This is a genomic window from Acinetobacter towneri DSM 14962 = CIP 107472, assembly GCF_000368785.1.
GTDB lineage: Bacteria > Pseudomonadota > Gammaproteobacteria > Pseudomonadales > Moraxellaceae > Acinetobacter > Acinetobacter towneri.
In genome coordinates, this window is the sequence record NZ_KB849691.1 from 274000 (window position 1) to 292142 (window position 18143).

Annotated in this window: 17 protein-coding genes; 11 read left to right on the plus strand and 6 right to left on the minus strand. The window is 42.3% G+C overall.

The window, feature by feature from the left end; genetic code table 11:
- Positions 1-67: 67 nt before the first annotated feature.
- On the plus strand, positions 68-1195 hold the full coding sequence (locus tag F947_RS12175) for an endonuclease/exonuclease/phosphatase family protein (RefSeq protein WP_004976116.1): 1128 nt from the start codon (positions 68-70) through the stop codon (positions 1193-1195).
- 337 nt (positions 1196-1532) lie between these two features.
- Here the strand turns inward: F947_RS12175 and F947_RS12180 are convergent, their stop codons facing one another.
- The 3 genes from F947_RS12180 to F947_RS12190 all read right to left on the minus strand — a co-directional run bounded on the left by F947_RS12180 (position 1533) and on the right by F947_RS12190 (position 5654).
- Positions 1533-2645, minus strand: coding sequence for a glycosyltransferase family 4 protein (locus F947_RS12180; RefSeq protein WP_004976117.1), 1113 nt, complete (start codon positions 2643-2645; stop codon positions 1533-1535).
- 24 nt (positions 2646-2669) lie between these two features.
- Complete coding sequence (locus F947_RS12185; RefSeq protein WP_004976118.1) at positions 2670-3605, minus strand: LpxL/LpxP family acyltransferase; 936 nt, start codon at positions 3603-3605, stop codon at positions 2670-2672.
- A 141-nt stretch (positions 3606-3746) separates the two neighbouring features.
- Positions 3747-5654, minus strand: coding sequence for an ATP-binding cassette domain-containing protein (locus F947_RS12190; protein ID WP_004976119.1), 1908 nt, complete (start codon positions 5652-5654; stop codon positions 3747-3749).
- Between the two features lie 35 nt (positions 5655-5689).
- Between F947_RS12190 and F947_RS12195 the strand changes: the two genes are divergently transcribed.
- The 10 genes from F947_RS12195 (at position 5690) to F947_RS12240 (ending at position 15732) form a co-directional block, all read left to right on the plus strand.
- Entirely contained in the window at positions 5690-5932 is a 243-nt protein-coding gene (locus F947_RS12195) for a SlyX family protein (protein ID WP_004976120.1), read from the plus strand.
- 127 nt (positions 5933-6059) lie between these two features.
- The gene (locus F947_RS12200) at positions 6060-7025 is read left to right on the plus strand and encodes a hypothetical protein (RefSeq protein WP_004976124.1); all 966 of its coding nucleotides are present in this window, start codon (positions 6060-6062) and stop codon (positions 7023-7025) included.
- A gap of 16 nt (positions 7026-7041) precedes the next feature.
- Positions 7042-8049 carry a PIN domain-containing protein gene (locus F947_RS12205; RefSeq protein WP_004976126.1) on the plus strand — a complete coding sequence of 336 codons (1008 nt, stop codon included), beginning with the start codon at positions 7042-7044 and terminating at the stop codon, positions 8047-8049.
- 101 nt (positions 8050-8150) lie between these two features.
- A complete protein-coding gene (locus F947_RS12210; protein WP_004976129.1) occupies positions 8151-8600 on the plus strand; it encodes an ammonium transporter in 450 nt (149 codons plus the stop codon).
- A gap of 34 nt (positions 8601-8634) precedes the next feature.
- Positions 8635-11274 (plus strand): type I DNA topoisomerase, encoded by a 2640-nt coding sequence (gene topA, locus F947_RS12215; protein WP_004976132.1) that lies wholly within the window; start codon positions 8635-8637, stop codon positions 11272-11274.
- A gap of 172 nt (positions 11275-11446) precedes the next feature.
- A complete protein-coding gene (locus F947_RS12220) occupies positions 11447-12202 on the plus strand; it encodes a hypothetical protein (RefSeq protein ID WP_004976133.1) in 756 nt (251 codons plus the stop codon).
- A gap of 147 nt (positions 12203-12349) precedes the next feature.
- Entirely contained in the window at positions 12350-14338 is a 1989-nt protein-coding gene (locus F947_RS12225) for an ATP-dependent helicase (RefSeq protein ID WP_004976134.1), read from the plus strand.
- A gap of 79 nt (positions 14339-14417) precedes the next feature.
- A complete protein-coding gene (locus F947_RS12230; protein WP_004976139.1) occupies positions 14418-14672 on the plus strand; it encodes an RNA recognition motif domain-containing protein in 255 nt (84 codons plus the stop codon).
- A 174-nt stretch (positions 14673-14846) separates the two neighbouring features.
- Positions 14847-15350 (plus strand): DUF6586 family protein, encoded by a 504-nt coding sequence (locus F947_RS12235; RefSeq protein WP_004976141.1) that lies wholly within the window; start codon positions 14847-14849, stop codon positions 15348-15350.
- A 103-nt stretch (positions 15351-15453) separates the two neighbouring features.
- Positions 15454-15732, plus strand: coding sequence for a hypothetical protein (locus tag F947_RS12240; protein WP_004976142.1), 279 nt, complete (start codon positions 15454-15456; stop codon positions 15730-15732).
- 128 nt (positions 15733-15860) lie between these two features.
- On the opposite strand, the gene F947_RS12245 is transcribed toward F947_RS12240, so the two are convergent.
- From F947_RS12245 to rpmB, 3 genes are all read right to left on the minus strand, one after another.
- Complete coding sequence (locus F947_RS12245; protein WP_004976144.1) at positions 15861-17576, minus strand: cation:proton antiporter; 1716 nt, start codon at positions 17574-17576, stop codon at positions 15861-15863.
- A gap of 158 nt (positions 17577-17734) precedes the next feature.
- Entirely contained in the window at positions 17735-17890 is a 156-nt protein-coding gene (gene rpmG / locus F947_RS12250) for a 50S ribosomal protein L33 (RefSeq protein ID WP_004976146.1), read from the minus strand.
- 16 nt (positions 17891-17906) lie between these two features.
- Entirely contained in the window at positions 17907-18143 is a 237-nt protein-coding gene (gene rpmB, locus F947_RS12255) for a 50S ribosomal protein L28 (protein WP_004976147.1), read from the minus strand.

Here is an 18143-nt window from a genome sequence, read left to right on the forward strand (position 1 = left end):
TACATACAAAATTGATAACTTTGGTTTTCATGTAAAAACGACAAAAAATACAAAAGAGTAAAGCAAGATGATTTGGGTAGAAGGGCTTGCAATATTAGTCATTTGGTTAAGTTTTTGGTCACTGATTCCGCGTGATGAATGGTGGATTCGGGGCGCAGATTTTCCACGTTTACAGATCTTGGTTTTGGGCATCATTGCCTTTGTTTTGCTACTGATTTGGGAGCAGACGTGGGATGTGTCTAGCCAAGTGATTTTAATTGGGCTGATTGCAGCTTTGGCTTATCAGTTAAAAATGGTCTTGCCCTACACCTTGCTGTGGAAAAAACAGGTCAAACAAGTTCGTCCAGAACAGCTAAATCCTGAAAAACAAATTTCATTAATCGTGTCCAATGTTCTGACACCAAATCAAAAATATCATCTTTTAATTGAACATATTCAAGCCTTAAAACCAGATTTGGTGTTGACCCTAGAATCTGATTTGGCTTGGCAGAAAGCCTTGTCTGTGATTGAAGCCGACTATCCTTATCGGGTCGCTGTGCCTTTAGATAATTTATATGGCATGCATTTGTATAGCCGTTTGCCATTAAAAGACACTGAGATCAAATTTATTCTCAGCGATGAAATTCCATCCATTCATACCAGTGTGATTTTGCCTTCGGGGCAGCCTGTACAGTTGTATTGTTTGCATCCTAAACCACCAAGTCCTACCGAAGCCAAAGATTCAGTTTTAAGAGATGCCGAATTGTTGATTGTAGGCGATCAAATCAAAGATTTAGATGAAAGTTGTATCGTGATGGGGGATTTAAACGATGTGGCATGGTCGCGGACTACACGCTTGTTTCAAAGAATCAGTGGCTTGCTCGACCCGCGCGTTGGACGGCACTATATCAATACCTTTCATGCCGATTATCCTTTATTGCGTTGGTCATTAGACCACGTTTTTCATAGTACTGATTTTGCATTGGTGGATATGCAGCGTTTATCGCATATCGGTTCAGACCATTTTCCTGTGTATGCGGTATTACAAACTGGACGGGTGTTTGATCGAATTCAGGAAGAACTGCCGCAAACCGATGCCGATGAGCAGGAAGCACAACAGGCGATTCAGGATGGGATTGAAAAAGCAGAGCAAGAAGAAAAACTGGTGACCGATGAAATTGCACAACCGTATAAAGCACAGGATAAATCGGTTTAGAAATTAAACGAAAAGTGTACGAAATGGCTTACACGGATTTAGGCACATGACGCATGGTTTATTCTGACTGATCTGGTTAAGATTAATTCATCAGCACAAGGACTCGGGAACGGAGTATCCCATTAGGGAAGACGACGCTGAGGGATAAACATCAAGGATATGATGTAGGTAAGGAACGCCATACAATAAAATAACAATAAGTTTTGAAAGCACAACCTCATGAGCCCGAGTTTTACAGGATGTAGAACTCGGGCGATGATTTTTTAGGGCTTATTTTTTCATTCTCATTGTTTTTAAACAAATTAAATTTCAATCAGCTCGATTCAGTTTTAAGGCTTTAGGTGTGTTTTGACTGCAAAACTTGCTGATATAAATCTAAGGTTTGATGACACATATCTGCCAAGCTGAACAATTCAACAGGGGTGACACTTTGCGGTATTTCCAGATGCAATTGCACTGCATTGAATAAAGCCACTTGGTCATCTGCTGCGATGAGCCCTTGCGGATACAGTTGTGACAAAATTTCAGCCACACCACCACGGTTCCAGCCAATCACAGGTGTTCCTACAGATAAAGCCTCAAGTGCAGTGCGTCCAAAGGTTTCCGCCTGATTGGAAAGTGAAAGTACAATATCGCTAAACGCAAGCCACTCGCGAATGTCAGAACGGTGTCCAACAAAGGTTATCGCTTCGGTCAGATGTTTATCCCGAATATTGCGTTCCAGTTCCTGTAAATAAGCTGCTTTTTTAACATCTGCACCGCCTACAACAACAGCATGAATCTGTGGATACTGGGTTTTTAATTTCGCAATTAGATCAATCAATGTTTCATGACCTTTTAAGCGGGTGATACGTCCCGGCAAACAAATTAAAAACTTATGTTCAAGTTCTGGGAAATCTTGATAGGTTTGTTGCATCCATTGTGCCGAAGGTTGATACCCGTGCGGAAATGCAGCAGGGTCAATTCCACGATAAATACGGACAATATCTTCAGGTGGACAGTTTTGATAATGATCACGAATGTATTTGACTACACTGTCAGAAACTGCGATCACTTTTTCCGCTTGGGTCATAATTTGGCTGTAACGGTTAACTGAATAAAAACCATGTACAGTTGAAATTAAGTGTGGACGTTTTTCGGCTGGAATACCTTTTAGGGAAAAATGAGTTAGCCATGCAGGTACGCGGGAACGTACATGCACAATATCAGGTTGATGTTGCATAATCAGTTGGCGTAAAGGACGGATTTGCCACAAGCTTGATAATGATTTTTTGTGGATGGCTAACTTTAAATGAGTGGAACCTTCAGCTTCGAGTTGGTTAACCATCCGTCCGCCATTCGACACCACCAATGACGTATGTCCTTGAGCGACCAAGGCTCGGGCGATTTCGAGCGTACCGCGTTCTACACCGCCACTGTTTAATTCGGGTAATAACTGCATGACTTTCATGAATCTTTCCTTCTGCCGTACAGATTAGTAAATACTGTCATAACCTTCGGGGCGGCTCTTAAACCGACGATGAAACCACATATATTGGGTAGGAGCGATCCGTAATTGCTGCTCAATAATGAAATTGGTGCGCGTTGCATCTGCAACTTCATCTGCGCTTGGGAAATCCAGCAGTTCAGGTTCAATCAAGACTTTATATTGCGGGTTGGAAAGCTTGCCTGTACGGTAAAAATATAACGGAATTGCTGCGGCTTTGGTCATTTTAAGTAAACGACGATGCGCTGTAACTGTCGCTGCAGGTACGCCAAAAAACGGTGCCATAACACCTTGTTTTAAACCAAAGTCCTGATCTGGGCTATACCAAATGGCACGACCATTTTTTAAGTGACGGATTAAACCACGCATGTCATCGTGGTCAATTTGATGACCGTAAATGGTGGCGCGACAACGGTAAATCAGCATGTCCAGTAATGGATTGTTTTGTGGACGATAGACCACATCGGGGTCAAAATATTGCGCACAGACATAGCCGCCTGCATCTAGCAGAGTAGAATGTGTACCTAACAATAAAACCCCGCGACCATCTGCTTGGGCTTGCTGAATATGTTCTAAACCTTCAACCTGAGTACGTCCTTTAAACCACTGTGGACAGTACCACGCATTTAAGGTTTCAAATACGCCCAGCATTTGATCAACAAAGACTTGGCGAGCATTTTCATGTACTTCAGCCTCGCTCCATTCAGGAAAACACACTTCCAAATTGCGTAACGTAGTTACGCGACGTGACTTCATGCTGTTAAAGGCAAGATTGCCTAAAAGCTGCGCCAAACGATACTGAATCGCCCACGGCAAAATGGCTAAAATCATCAGGCAGACAATGCCAATCCAGATGCCCCAATATTTTGGCAACAGGAAAGACCATTGAAATTCGCCTGGTGGATATTCAGTGTGTTGACTCATAATGACCGTGTAAAGTGTTGTATCGTTGCAGTTTAGCACGAACCGATTTTAAAATTTAAAAGCATCCGTCCAATGGGAAAGATGCTTAAAACGGTTTTGCGAAGTCTTTCAGGACAAGCGTAGACGAAGTGTCAATAGACCCTAGTTACCATTCGCCAAGTTTTCCAGTTCGTCCCAACGCTCCAGTTTTTCCAGCAGTTCTTCATCAATTTCAGCCAAACGCTGTGAGGCTTTGGTGGCTGCATTGGCATCTGTTACAAACCAAGAACCATCCGCCAGTTTTTCAGCCAATTCGGTTTGTTCCTGTTCCAGTGCTTCAATTTCACCTGGCAACTGCTCTAAAGCACGTTGATCTTTGTAGCTCAATTTTACTTTTTTAGCCGTTGGTGCTGCTGCAGCCGCTTCGGCTTTGGCAACGGCTTTTTTAACATCACTTTTTTGATCAACTACAGTTTGGTCTGGGCGTTGCTGCAAGTAGTCCTGATAGCCGCCAATATATTCATCAATATTGCCTTTGCCATCAAATACCCAAGTCGAGGTCACCACGTTGTCCATAAAAGCACGGTCGTGTGAAATCAGCAATAAAGTACCCTTATAGTCGCTGAGCATTTCCTCAAGCAACTCTAAAGTGACCATATCTAAGTCGTTGGTCGGCTCATCCATCACAATTAGGTTAGATGGTTTGAGTAGTAATTTTGCCAGTAAAATACGGTTGCGTTCACCGCCAGACAAAGCTTTAACCGGCGTGCGTGCACGTTCTGGTGAGAATAAAAAGTCTTGTAAATAACTATAGATATGACGACGTTGTCCGTTCACATCAACAAAGTCTGAACCTTCAGACACGTTATCTTTGACCGACTTTTCCAAATCCAAGACATTGCGTAATTGGTCGAAATAGGCAATTTCCAGTTGTGTGCCTGTTTTGACAGAGCCACCATGCTCAATTTCACCTAAAATGGCTTTAATCAGGGTGGTTTTACCGACACCGTTATCGCCAACTAAACCAATACGATCGCCACGTAATACCAGTGTTGAAAAGTCTTTGATAATCGGAGCTTGATTGCCAAAGGCCACTTGTAAATGTTCAATATCAAAGACCAGTTTGCCTGAGCGATTGGCTTCCTGCGCTGCCATATTGACTTTGCCTTGTTGGAAGCGACGTGCTTTGGATTCTTCACGTAAGGCTTTTAAGGCACGCACACGTCCTTCGTTGCGGGTACGACGTGCTTTAATGCCTTGACGAATCCATGCTTCTTCTTCGGCCAGTTTTTTATCAAACAGCGCATTTTGTTTTTCTTCAGCTTCAAGTTGCTGTGCTTTTAAATCTAAATAACGTGAATAGTTGCCTTCGTAGCTGCGTAATACACCACGATCTAACTCGACAATGCGGGTGGCGATACTATCGACAAAAGCACGGTCATGCGAAATAAACAGTAGAGTTAAATTATTTTGATCGAGTAAAAATTTTTCTAGCCATTCAATACTTTCCACATCTAAGTGGTTGGTCGGCTCATCTAGCAACAATACGTCAGGTTGGGTGAGTAGGGCACGTGCCAACAACACACGACGTTTACGTCCACCCGATAAATCGGCCAAGTCGGCATTTGGATCAAGTCCCATTTTACTTAAAATGGCATTGACCTTATTTTCTAGCGCCCAGCCATCAAGCTGATCTAGCTTGTGTTGCAAGTTCCCCATACGGTCACAGGCATCCATATCGCCCAATACACAGGCATCGCTGGCTTCGTGATAGGCTTTTAATACTGCAGCAGCTTCACCTGCACCATCGGCCACAATATCAGCGACTTTGCCTGAATCCATGGGCACATCTTGCGCCAACATGGCAATGGTGATGCCATTTTGAATAGACACTTCACCTGCATCGGGCAGTAAACTTCCTTCAATCAGTTTAAGTAGAGTAGACTTACCTTCTCCATTACGGCCAATCAAACACACTCGTTCGCCACGTTCTAGGTTAAAATTCGCGCCGTCGAGCAAGGCAGGTCCACCAAATGCAAGTTGGACATCCCTTAAAGTAATATAGGCCATAGTGTTTCCTAAAAAATCTCAAATGAGGATTTGAAATGACTAAACAAAGTATAGATGATCAGGCGTCATTTTCCGCACCCATTGAAGATTTGCAAGTGCGAATTGCATTTTTGGACGATTTAGTTGAGCAATTGAATGAACAAGTGGTTCATCAAAGTCTGGAAATTGCTGATTTAAAGAAACAAATGCAGTTGTTATATCAGCGGGTAGAGTCGGCAGATTTGTCGGATGGGATTGCACCATTTGACCCGATGACCAATCGCCCACCACACTATTAATCAATCGTACTTAATCAACGGTATTGGTTTCCGTGCTGATTTTAATTTGACCTTTGCTGTACTTCCCGCTGTAATGCTCGGCTGCTGTGCCTGAATCTTTTAAACCCTATTGTGTCCGCTAAAGTTTATGTCCTTTAAAGTTGTGTTACTTGACCTTGAAAACAACCAGCCTACCGCGACTTTGTTGCGAGAAATTATTGAGCATCATCCGAGTGTGTATCTGTTTAATTGTGCAGGAAAATTTGAATATAACTTGCAGGATTTAACTGAGTTGGCTGGCTGGATCAGTACCGGTCAGCTTATGATTTTAGACAGCCCGCGCGCAGAGTTTAAAGAGTTTGAATATGCGGTGGTGGTGGGGCAACTGATGGCACTGCTAGAGCCAGAAACACAAGTTGAAGTGATTTCTGCGGCTGATAGTATTCAGATTTTAATGGAAATGTTGCAAGCATCTGAAATTGCCTGTCACCTGATTCATATTCAGCCTGAAACGCAGTCTGGGAAAAGCAAAAATCGTTTACCAAGCCCAATGGCAATTCGCAACAAACCTGAATTGCTGTTGGTAAAAAAGTATTGTGATGCGTTGGCAAAAATGTCAGGCAAGCCAACCAACGTAGAGGCTTTAAAAAACTCGATTGCCAATATTTTGCAACTTGAGGCAGACAAAGTGCAGCATGTGGTTGGTATGTTGATGAACCTGAAAATTGTAAAGCGGGTGGATGAGCAAATTAGCTTTCGTAAAAAAGTACTGAAGCAGTGGGTTCAACTTGACTTGGATGCTGTGGAAGAATCTACGCAAGAGGCGACAGTCACTTCTACAATCGTGGCGCAAACTGAAGCCGTAGAGCCACATCCTCAGCACAGTTTGTTTAAAAACTTTAGCCAAATTGACCCTGTGCAATGGGAAGTTGCCAAAAAGTTACGTGAGCTAAAAGGTGAAAAACCGAAAGATATTTATGAATTGCGTGATTTACTAGAGCGGTTGTTTCCAAAGTCTGATATTCGTTTATTGCTCAAAGAACTGATTGAAAAAGGCTATATTTATTGGAATGGACATGAAGTGCTATATAGTCATGAGATGTTCTTGAGTTAAAAGATTGTGAGAGTGTATGAAAAAAGTCTTGTTGTTGGATATTGAAAATTTACATAAATCAGAAAAAGAACTTCTAAAATATTTATCTGAATATCAATTCGTGTATTTGGTATATGCAAAATCACCTATAAATTTAAGCTTAGATGGTTTGCAGATGCTTTCTGATTTTGTGAGCAAGAAAAAGCTTGTTCTTATTAAAATGCCTAAGATTGGCCCAGATGCTGCAGATTTTGGATTAGCTTTCTTAGCTGGTCAGTTATCTATTCAAATGGATAAATCAAATGTTGAATTTGATGTAATGTCTAATGACAAGAAAATTGAATATATTGTTGATTTATTGATAGTAATGGGTTTTAAGTCTCAACAGTTAAAAAGGGATCTCTTATCTTCACCTAGCAAAGAGTTCAAATTAATAAATCAAGAAACTGATTTAAGTTCTGATGAACTGAAACCTTTACTGTTTGCAATCCAATTACTTTTAAAAAATCAACCCAAACAATTTAATTCATTAAACAATGCTCTAAAGTCTTGGTTAAAAGGATATACAAGCAATACCAGAAAGATTATTGAGCAGTTAAAAGATTATCAATTGATCCAAATTAAAGATCAGACTGTAAGTTATGAGCTATCTCGGATGAAAGATGCTCTTAAATTTAGAGAAAAAGGTGAGGTACAGGCTTTGAGTAAAGCTTTACCGTCAGTTGATGAAATTCAGATTAAGCCGCACTTGCAAAGAGTGAAACAGTATTGTGATTATCTAAGTAAAATTAGCAATAATAAACCTGCAAAATTAAATAGTTTACTGAATTCGATTCAATCTGTATTAAAGTTAAACGCTCAGCAATTGGCTCAAGACTTTATCAATATTTTAATAAAGCAAAATATTGTTAAGCAAGAAAGTACTAAACTAATATATAACGATTCCTTGATTGAGGCTTGGGCAAGTCTAGACAAAACTTGTTTGAATACAACAATAATTCAGACAAGTTTGATGGAACAACCTAATACGGAAGTTTTGTCATAAACAGTATAAGCTTCTGATAAAGCCAGTTGATTTTAGTCGGTGGTACTTGCGTTTTATATTGTGCTTATGCAACTCTAATATAAGAATAGAAAGGTTGTACTATGGAAAATACTGGAATTTGGGTTGCCGTTGCCATCATTATATTTGTGATGGGCTCTATTTTTGGTCTGCGTGTCAGCCCAAGAGAAAAAGCTTTAGGATTGATGCGTGAAAAAGCCCGAAAAATGGGACTACACCCTCGTTTGGTGGTTGCACCTGATTGGACAAAAATCCCCAAAGCTACGGAATCACGTGCCAGTATGGTGGCGTATTACAGCGTACTCATTGCCGATGCACGTTTACCGTTAATGCGTGCTTTAGTGACAGATCAAAAGCTAGAGCTGTTGCATGGCGATGAGAAATTCCAAGGCTTACCCATTGCATTAAAGGGCATTTATGCTATTGATATGCAGGCAAACTGTGTAGGAATCTATTGGGATGAAGAAGCCGATCTTCGCGCAACTCAATTAGATGAGATGAAAGCCTTTTTACATAGCTTGGCTGAACGTTAATTTTTAAACCATTAAATAGGAAATACGGTTACTTATGGCGAACGCTCCTCGGTCCACATCCAAAAGCACTGCAGCCAAATCTGAAGCTGGTCACAAACGTGCTTTAGTGATTGTGGAGTCGCCTGCAAAAGCGAAAACAATCAATAAATATCTTGGTTCGGACTACATTGTGAAGTCTTCGGTCGGTCACGTGCGTGATTTGCCAACCAGTGGTGGCGCAAAAACCACAGAAAAGAAAACCACCACCCGAACCAAACTGACCGAGGCTCAGAAAGCTGAAAAAGCTCAACAAGCATTAGTCAACCGTATGGGGGTTGATCCTGAACATGACTGGAAAGCACACTATGAAGTGCTGCCAGGCAAAGAAAATGTAGTCGCTGAATTAAAAAAACTGGCATCGCAGGTCGATGAAGTCTATCTCGCAACGGACTTGGACCGTGAAGGGGAAGCGATTGCGTGGCACTTAAAAGAAGTCATTGGTGGAGATGACTCACGTTATCAACGTGTCGTGTTTAACGAAATTACCAAAAATGCGATTCAAGAAGCCTTTAAGCATCCTGCGCGTTTAGATACCAACAAAGTCAATGCCCAACAGGCACGTCGTTTCTTAGATCGCGTGGTGGGTTTTATGATTTCGCCACTGCTCTGGGAAAAAATTGCCCGTGGTTTATCGGCAGGACGAGTGCAGTCAGTTGCGGTGAAGCTGGTTGTGGAGCGCGAGCGTGAAATTCGCGCCTTTGTACCCGAAGAATATTGGCAAGTCTTTGCAGATACTAAATCTGAAAAAGATGACATTCGTCTAGAAGCGGTTAAGCAAGCGGGTAAAACCCTCAAGTTACGCAACAAAGCTGAAACCGATGCTTTACTGAACTTGATTAAAGATGCGCAATACACCGTATCTGCACGTGAAGATAAGCCGACCAAAGTCAACCCAAGTGCGCCGTATATCACGTCAACGCTGCAACAGGCTGCGAGTACCCGTCTTGGTTTTTCAGTCAAGAAAACCATGATGCTAGCACAGCGTTTGTATGAGGCAGGTTTTATCACCTATATGCGTACAGACTCGACCTTCCTCAGTGATGACGCGGTCAATATGGTGCGTACGCATATTGAAGCGGAGTTTGGTCAAAAATATCTGCCTGCTAAACCAAATCGTTATGGCAATAAAGCAGGCGCACAAGAAGCGCACGAAGCGATTCGTCCATCTAATGTTGCGCTTAAAGGCGACAGTTTGGTGGGTGTAGAGCGCGATGCACAGCGTTTATATGATCTGATTTGGCGTCAGTTCGTCGCTTGCCAAATGACACCAGCCGAATATTTATCATCGACCATTTTGGTTGATGCCAATGGTGTCGAGTTAAAAGCCAAAGGTCGTACGCTAGTTTTTGATGGCTTTACCAAAGTGCGTGGGCAAAACAAATCGGATGATGATGTGTTACTGCCTGCAGTTAAAGTCGGTGAAATTCTTAAATTAGAGAAGCTTGATCCATCACAACACTTTACCAAACCGCCTGCGCGTTTTACCGAAGCCTCTTTGGTGAAAGAGCTTGAGAAAAAAGGTATTGGACGTCCATCGACCTATGCTGCGATTATTTCAACTATTCAAGACCGTGGTTATGTCAAACTGGAAAACCGTCGTCTGTTTGCCGAAAAAATGGGTGAGATTGTTACAGATCGTCTGGATGAAAGTTTTAATAACCTGATGAACTACGATTTTACAGCAGACTTGGAAGGTCAGCTGGATAAAGTTGCAGATGGAGAACGTAACTGGAAAGACTTACTCAACAGTTTTTATGGTGACTTCAAGCAGCGTTTGACCAATGCACAGGGCGAACAAGGCATGCGCCGTAATCTACCTGTAGAGGTTGATGCAGTACATTGTAAAGAATGTTCACGTCCAATGCAGATTCGTACAGGTACAACAGGGGTATTCTTGGGATGTTCAGGCTATAACTTGCCACCGAAAGAACGTTGCAAGGGAACTCTGAACCTAACTCCTGTCGAGTCGCTTGCTGCATTGTCGGATGATGATACCGCTGAAACTGCAGATTTGATGTCTAAAAAACGCTGTCCAATTTGCGAAACTGCCATGGACAGCTATGTGATTGATGGTGGTCGTAAACTGCACATTTGTGGGAATAACCCAGACTGTGCAGGTTTTGAGCTAGAAGAAGGCGAGTTCAAAATTAAAGGCTATGATGGCCCAACCATTCCGTGCGACAAGTGTGATGGCGAAATGCAGTTGAAAACAGGTCGCTTTGGCCCTTATTTTGCCTGCACCAGTTGTGAAAACACACGTAAAGTACTCAAGAATGGTCAGCCTGCGCCACCGCGTGTTGATCCAATTAAAATGGAACATTTACGCTCAACCAAACATGATGATTTCTTTGTGTTGCGTGATGGTGCAGCAGGCTTGTTTTTGGCAGCCAGTAAGTTCCCGAAAGTACGTGAAACCCGTGCGCCGAAAGTCGCGGAATTGCGTACTGTTGCAGAACAGCTTGATCCAAAATATCAATTTATTTTGCAAGCACCTGATGCAGACCCAGAGGGTAATCCAACATTAGTGAAATTCAGCCGTAAGAATCAAGCGCAATATATTGGTTCGGAAACGCCTGAAGGCAAACAAACCAAATGGTCATTGGTTTACCAAGATGGTAAATGGGTTGAGGCTTAATTATCCAAATTACAAAATGCTGGCTTCGGTCAGCATTTTTTTAAATCATATAATTTGAAATGTGAAAAATAAAAAACAGAGAGGTTTTGTGAATCTTAATCCGATGTGGGGGTCGAGTTTAAAGATAATAAGATTAAACTCGGTAAAGTGATTGCCTAAAGATATTTAAAGTATGTGGAAAAAAATCCGAATTTTATGCTTATTGCTGGTTTTGCTGGTCGTCGCAGTCAATGCTTGGCGTGATCAGAACCAAGACTGGAATAAGCCCATCATCGTATTGTTACATCCAATCAATGCCGATGGACGATCAAATACCCAAAACTATATCAATACGTTAAATATCAATAATTTAAATTCTGCTCAAGACTATCTAAAACAAGCTTCTTTGCAGTATCGTGGGCAACCCATTGCGCTTTATTTCAAACAGGGGCGAGAATTAAAGGAGTTGCCACCAAAAGTGCCTGAGCAGGCATCACTACTTAATACTGTACTTTGGAGTTTAAAGTTCCGTTTTTACGCTTGGCAGCAACGACAAAGCAGTGATGGTACGGCAACCGTGACGCTGTACCTGAATTATTATGATCCGAGTCAAACTCAAATTTTGAAACATTCCACCGCTTTACAAAAAGGTAAAATTGGCTCGGTGAATTTATTTGCTTCTGCTGCACACAGTGAGCGCAATACCATGGTGATGGTGCATGAATTACTGCATACCTTTGGTGCCACAGATAAATATGATTTGAGCACAGGTCAACCGATTTATCCGATTGGTTATGCAGACCCAAATCAGCAACCATTGTACCCACAACGACAGGCTGAACTGATGGCGGGTTATGTGCCACTTTCGCAAAGCAAAAGTAAAATGCCTGAATCTCTACAACAGACACGTATTAACGAAATCACTGCCATAGAATTGGGCTGGAAATAATGTGGATAAGCATGTACTTATCCACATCTCTACAATAGAGCTTGTGTAAAAGTATGTGTTTAGGCATGAACCGAGCCATTTATATTCATGGGTTTATTCCTAAACCGATCTGTTAAACTATTCATCCACCCAGTACGATGAGTCACTATGAGTTTAGCCAGCCTAATTGATGAATTGAATCCCCAGCAAAAACAAGCAGCCACGACAGCATATCAACATAGTCTGGTCTTGGCTGGCGCAGGCTGTGGCAAAACCAAAACCATTGTGGCACGTGCAGCGTACTTGATTGATCAAGGTATTCCAGCCAATCAAATTCAAATTTTGACCTTTACCCGCCGTGCGGCGAGTGAAATTGTCGCACGGGTGGAGTTGGCACTGGGCGAGCAAGCCAAAGGCTTACGTGCTTCGACCTTTCATACTTTTTGTATGTACTTGTTACGACGTATTCCTAAAGCTTTTGGCTTGGAACAATTTTCTATTATTGATCGTGATGATCAGTTGATGATGTTTCGCCTCATTCGCGGAAAAGATGATAAGAAAAATCCAAGTCAGTTGCCTAAGCCTCAAGAATTATGTGATTTGTATTCTTTTGCGCGGAATACCCGTCAAAAACTGAGTGTGGCTTTAGAAAAGCAACAGCCTGAATATTTGGCATTAAAAGATCAAATTGCTGAAATTATGCAGGAATACGAAAGCCGTAAACGTGCACGTGGCTTTCTCGATTATGACGATATTTTGGCTGTGGTGGCATCGGCATTGGCACAGTCTGAAGGTCTGGTCGATTATGTCGCGTCAATTTGTCAGCATCTTTTGGTCGATGAAATGCAGGACACCAATCCTTTGCAATGGGCTTTGCTTGAACCCTTAAAAGATCGGGTTAGTCTGTTTTGTGTGGGCGATGATGCACAATCTATTTATGGTTTCCGTGGTGCAGATTTTGAAAATATTCATCATTTTACAGAGCGTGTACCCAACGCCCAAATTTTTAAATTAGAGCAAAATTACCGTTCTACACAGGAAATTTTAGACTTATCTAACTGGCTATTAGATCAAAGCGAGATTCGTTATAACAAGCGTTTGCAGGCGCATCGTGGCGATGGCATCAAGCCCAAAATGCATATTTTCCCGAATGAATTTGATGAAGCCAAATGGATTGCGATTGATATTAAAGAGCGACATTTCTTACAAGGCGCGCCGTGGTCAGATCACATGGTTTTGGTGCGTTCGAGTTTTGCAGCACGACATATTGAAGCCGCGTGTATTGCGGCAAGTGTGCCGTATCGTTTTATTGGTGGCATGAAGCTCTTGGAAACCGCGCATGTCAAAGACTTGCTCAGTTTATTGCGGATTATTGCCAATCCTTTAGATGATATTGCATGGATGCGTTTTCTCACTTTATGGAATGGCGTGGGTGATGTCGGTGCGAGTAAGTTGGCGCAGCAATTGTTAATTGAACCTACCATGGATAAGGTGATTGAAAAGCTGGAAAAATTTGGACGCTTGCCAGAAAAAACGTTATTGATCATGAAGCAAATGGATGTATTACGACATGAGGTTGCGGCTTGTGTCGGATTAGGTATAGAAGCGATTCAGGAACAATTGGCAGAGAACTATAAAAAAGACTGGAACCGTCGTCAGAGTGATTTTCAGTTGGTGCAACAACTGGCGGGTAAGCATGCACAGTTAAGTGAGTTTTTAGAAGAATACGTACTCGATCCTGTGTCTATTTCTGAAATTGAACGCCAGTCTGATACAGATGTGGTCACTTTAATCACCATCCATTCTGCCAAAGGCACCGAGCAAAAAGTCTGTTATGTGGCGAATGTGACTGCAGGACAGTATCCACATGCACGGGCGCAGGGCAGTTTTGATGATATTGAAGAAGAACGTCGAGTGTTGTACGTGGCTTTGACCCGTGCTCAAAATGAACTGATTTTAACCAAGCAAAATTTTAATTTATGGGCGCGTGATACGGTAGATGAACAAGGACGCAAACTGGACAGTTATTTTTTGAATGATCTGACACGACAGTTGTGTACGATGGAAACTCATCACCATACCCGACAGCAAACTGTGAAAAGTGCCTTGGTGGAACGCCAAGCGATTAATTTAGATTTTGGCATTGATCTCGATTAAACTATGTCATAAGGTTTCCTGCAAAAAGTAGAGTAGGCGAGTGCTTTTTGATGTTTTTTGCCTATTTTAAGGTTGTAAGATGAAAATTTTAGTTCGTAGTTTAGAGCGCACAGTGACTGAAGAAGAATTATTAAAACTTTTTCAGGAATATGGCACTGTAGAATCTTGTAATTTGGTGTTGGATGCTGCAACAGGAAAATCTAAAGGTTTTGCATTTGTGGAAATGCCACATGCACGTGAAGCAGTTAAAGCCATTAAAGCACTGAACACTTTGCGCCTGCATGGACATGGAATACGTGTCAAAGCAGCAGAAGATAAGCCTGCATCAAAATAGTTCAAAGGGAGCAAAAATGCTCCTTTTTTATGCGTAAATTTTAGAAAAAACACGAGATTGGCACTGCATCGGTGCGCGATTTTATCGCAGTAAAAATAGTGTATTTTTTATTGGGCGTTGTAGCAAAATCGGTTTAATCTAAGCTTCTTAGAACGCTAAATTGAGGAAATGCTCATGTCCCGTGTTGCTCGTTTTCATGCAGATCGTACCAATCAGAAATTATATTTCGCCCGTCTTTCATGTCAGCAGGCCGAGCAAACCGAGCATGTTCAGCAAGCGCAGGCACATCGTGAAGCTGCGGTGTTTCATTTAAATGGCGCGGTGCTGGCTTTTTTGCAGGAATTGGTGCGGTATTATCGTTTAAATGACAGTAATCCAACCCTTAAATCAATTGAAGAATTGATGGCAGCCAAAGGGCAGATTTCCCCTGAAGTGGCAATTTTGCAGCAACTGAGCAAATCGGGTTTTATTGCAGAGTTAAAGCGCGCTTATCGTTTATGTCAGTACACGCCCGAGCCAAGTGCACCAGAACCTGAACAGGAAACGTCATCCAATTTGATTATTAAAGTCACGCAATCTCCGCAAGCATGGCTACCAGATACGAAAATTTTGCGCGAATGGCATCGTGACTTAACCCAGTTGATTGATGGTTTTCGCAATGAGATGGTGGAGTTTTAAGCTGACCAATAGCCCTTGAAAAATTTTTGATCAGCCCGATATAAATATTCTGAACGATGCAAAGTGCAAGCGCCTTTGCCGCCATGTCGAGCATGGAGGATATATGTCTATAGAGCAATTGAAAGAATTATTTGGTAATCAGGAAGCTATTTTGGAGCTGGTGCAGCTTGAAGGCGGTGAGTTGGCATTGCGTAATGCAGGCTCAGAGAAAGAGCCGTTAGTGAAAATCCAGTTTAATGATGAAGTCAAAGCCTTATTGGGTGATCAGACGGCTGTTGTTGCACAGCACATGATTCAGGCGGCATTATTTGGCTTGTTGGAAAAACAGGTCAATGAGTGGCATGCAGAAATTGTGGATGAGCAGCCAAAATTTATGAGTTGATCTGTATGCTTCAGTGAACTTGCTAGATCAGCAGAGAAAGCAATCGTTCATATAAAAAGCGCACTGTTTAAAGTGCGCTTTTTGTTTGTTTTATATCTGGCTTAGATCGCCATAAGTCCAAACTTGGCTTAATGCGTTGGTAGTTGATGATGCGCAATTTCAATTTGATTTAAAATATAATTACTCATATTTTTCGCCATTTCTTCTTTGGCGAAATAGACCTCACCAATGTTGTCCTTACGAATCACTTCGGCTTCAGCTTTGCTTTCTGCACAAACCAAGACCTGAATTTCTGGGTTGAGGGTTTTGGCAATATCCACAATTTTATGAATGTCCAGAATATCCATAGGCGAAAGCACCAACAGTCTTGCATGCTGGATATGTGCTTGAATCAGCACACCTGCTTCTGTCGCAACTCCGCTGACCGCAGCAATGCCTTTAGCTCGTAAATCTTCTACAATTTCACGGTTTTCTTCGGCAATCACGACCTTAATATTTTCAGCCATGAGGTTTTGGGTAATACGACGTCCGACTTCACCATGTCCAACAATCACGACCTGATCACGTAAATAGTCCTGTGAGACTTCATCGGGTAGCATCGCTAATGGGTCGCTGCTACGTTCCAGTAAACGTGCCAAGTAAGAGCGTTCCCGAATCCAGTTTTGCACGGGTTCAATTGCAGAGAAAACAAAAGAGTTGAGTGTAATAGAAATGAGTGCTCCTGCCAGAATCAGGTTTTGGCCTTCCAGCGACAACAGTTGTAGCGATACGCCTAAGGTTGCCAAAATGAAGGAGAACTCACCAATTTGCGCTAAGCTTGCACCTACAGTTAAGGCCGTGTTGAGTGGGTAGCGGAAGAACAGCACCAACGCCATTGCCGCAATGGTTTTACCCACCATAATAATGGCGACCACAGCCAGTACGTGTATCGGTTCTTCAATTAAAATACGTGGATCAAACAGCATGCCCACGGCTACAAAGAACAGGATTGAGAAAATTTCACGTAGTGGAAGAGTTTCTTCTTCGGCACGATGGCTAAAGTCAGACTCTTTCACCACCATACCTGCAAAGAATGCACCGAGCGCCATCGATACGCCAAAGACTTTATAGGCACCAAAGGCAATTGATACCGCTGCTGCAACTACAGTTAGGGTAAACAGTTCCCTTGAGCCTAAACGTGCCACAATTTGCATAATGAAGGGCACAAGGCGTTTGCCAACAATCAGCATAAAGGCAATAAAGCCTGAAACTTTTAATAAAGTCAGTCCGAGTGTTAGCCAAATATTTTCATCACTGGCATTGTCGATAGCTTGTCCACCCAGTAATACAGCTGTGGCAGGCAAAAGCACCAATGCTAAGACCATCACTAAGTCTTCAACTAACAACCAGCCTACGGCAATTTTACCGTTCACGGAGTCGAGCAGGCCACGATCACCCAATGCTTTTAAGAGCACAACGGTACTGGCACAAGACAGACTTAAGCCAAAAATTAAGGCAGAACCAAAACTCCAACCCCACATCATCGACACGCCTACACCGAGCAGGGTCGCCACGGCGATCTGCAATACTGCACCAGGCAAAGCAATGCGTCGTACCTGCATTAAATCATTTAGCGAGAAATGCATGCCAACACCGAACATGAGGAACATGACCCCAAGTTCTGCCAATTGGTTGGCAAGATGAATATCTGCCACAATGCCCGGTGTGTTGGGACTAATGATGACACCTGCAATCAGATAGCCCATAAGCGGTGGAAGGCGTAAGCGCGCAGCGATATAGCCAAATACCAGTGCCAAGCTAAAACCAACGGCAAGTAAGATGATGAGTTCTACATCATGAGGCACGAGAAACTCCTAAGCCATGGTGAAGGTGCGGTCAAAAGACTGAAATAAGACAAGCACAAATAGTGCCAAAAAAGAAAACGAGGAAATTTTAACAAGTGAGGCAAAAAAAGTGCAAAAAAAAACGACCTGAATAAGGTCGTTTTTTAAAAAAGCTAAAATTATTTGATTTTAGCTTCTTTGAAAACTACGTGTTGACGGATTTTTGGATCAAATTTTTTGATTTCCATTTTTTCCGGCATAGTACGTTTGTTTTTAGTAGTGGTATAGAAATAACCTGTACCAGCTGTAGAAACTAAGCGAATCTTATCACGCATTGTCCTGACTCCTTACTTAGATCTTTTGACCTTGAGCACGAAGGTCAGCAACAACCTTTTCAATGCCCAATTTGTCGATAATACGCATACCTTTAGTGGTTAAACGAAGACGTACGAAACGTTTTTCGCTTTCTAACCAGAAACGGTGGTTGTGCAGGTTCGGCTCGAACCGGCGCTTAGTTTTGTTGTTGGCGTGTGAGACGTTGTTACCAACGACTGGACGCTTGCCGGTAACTTGGCAAACCTTAGACAT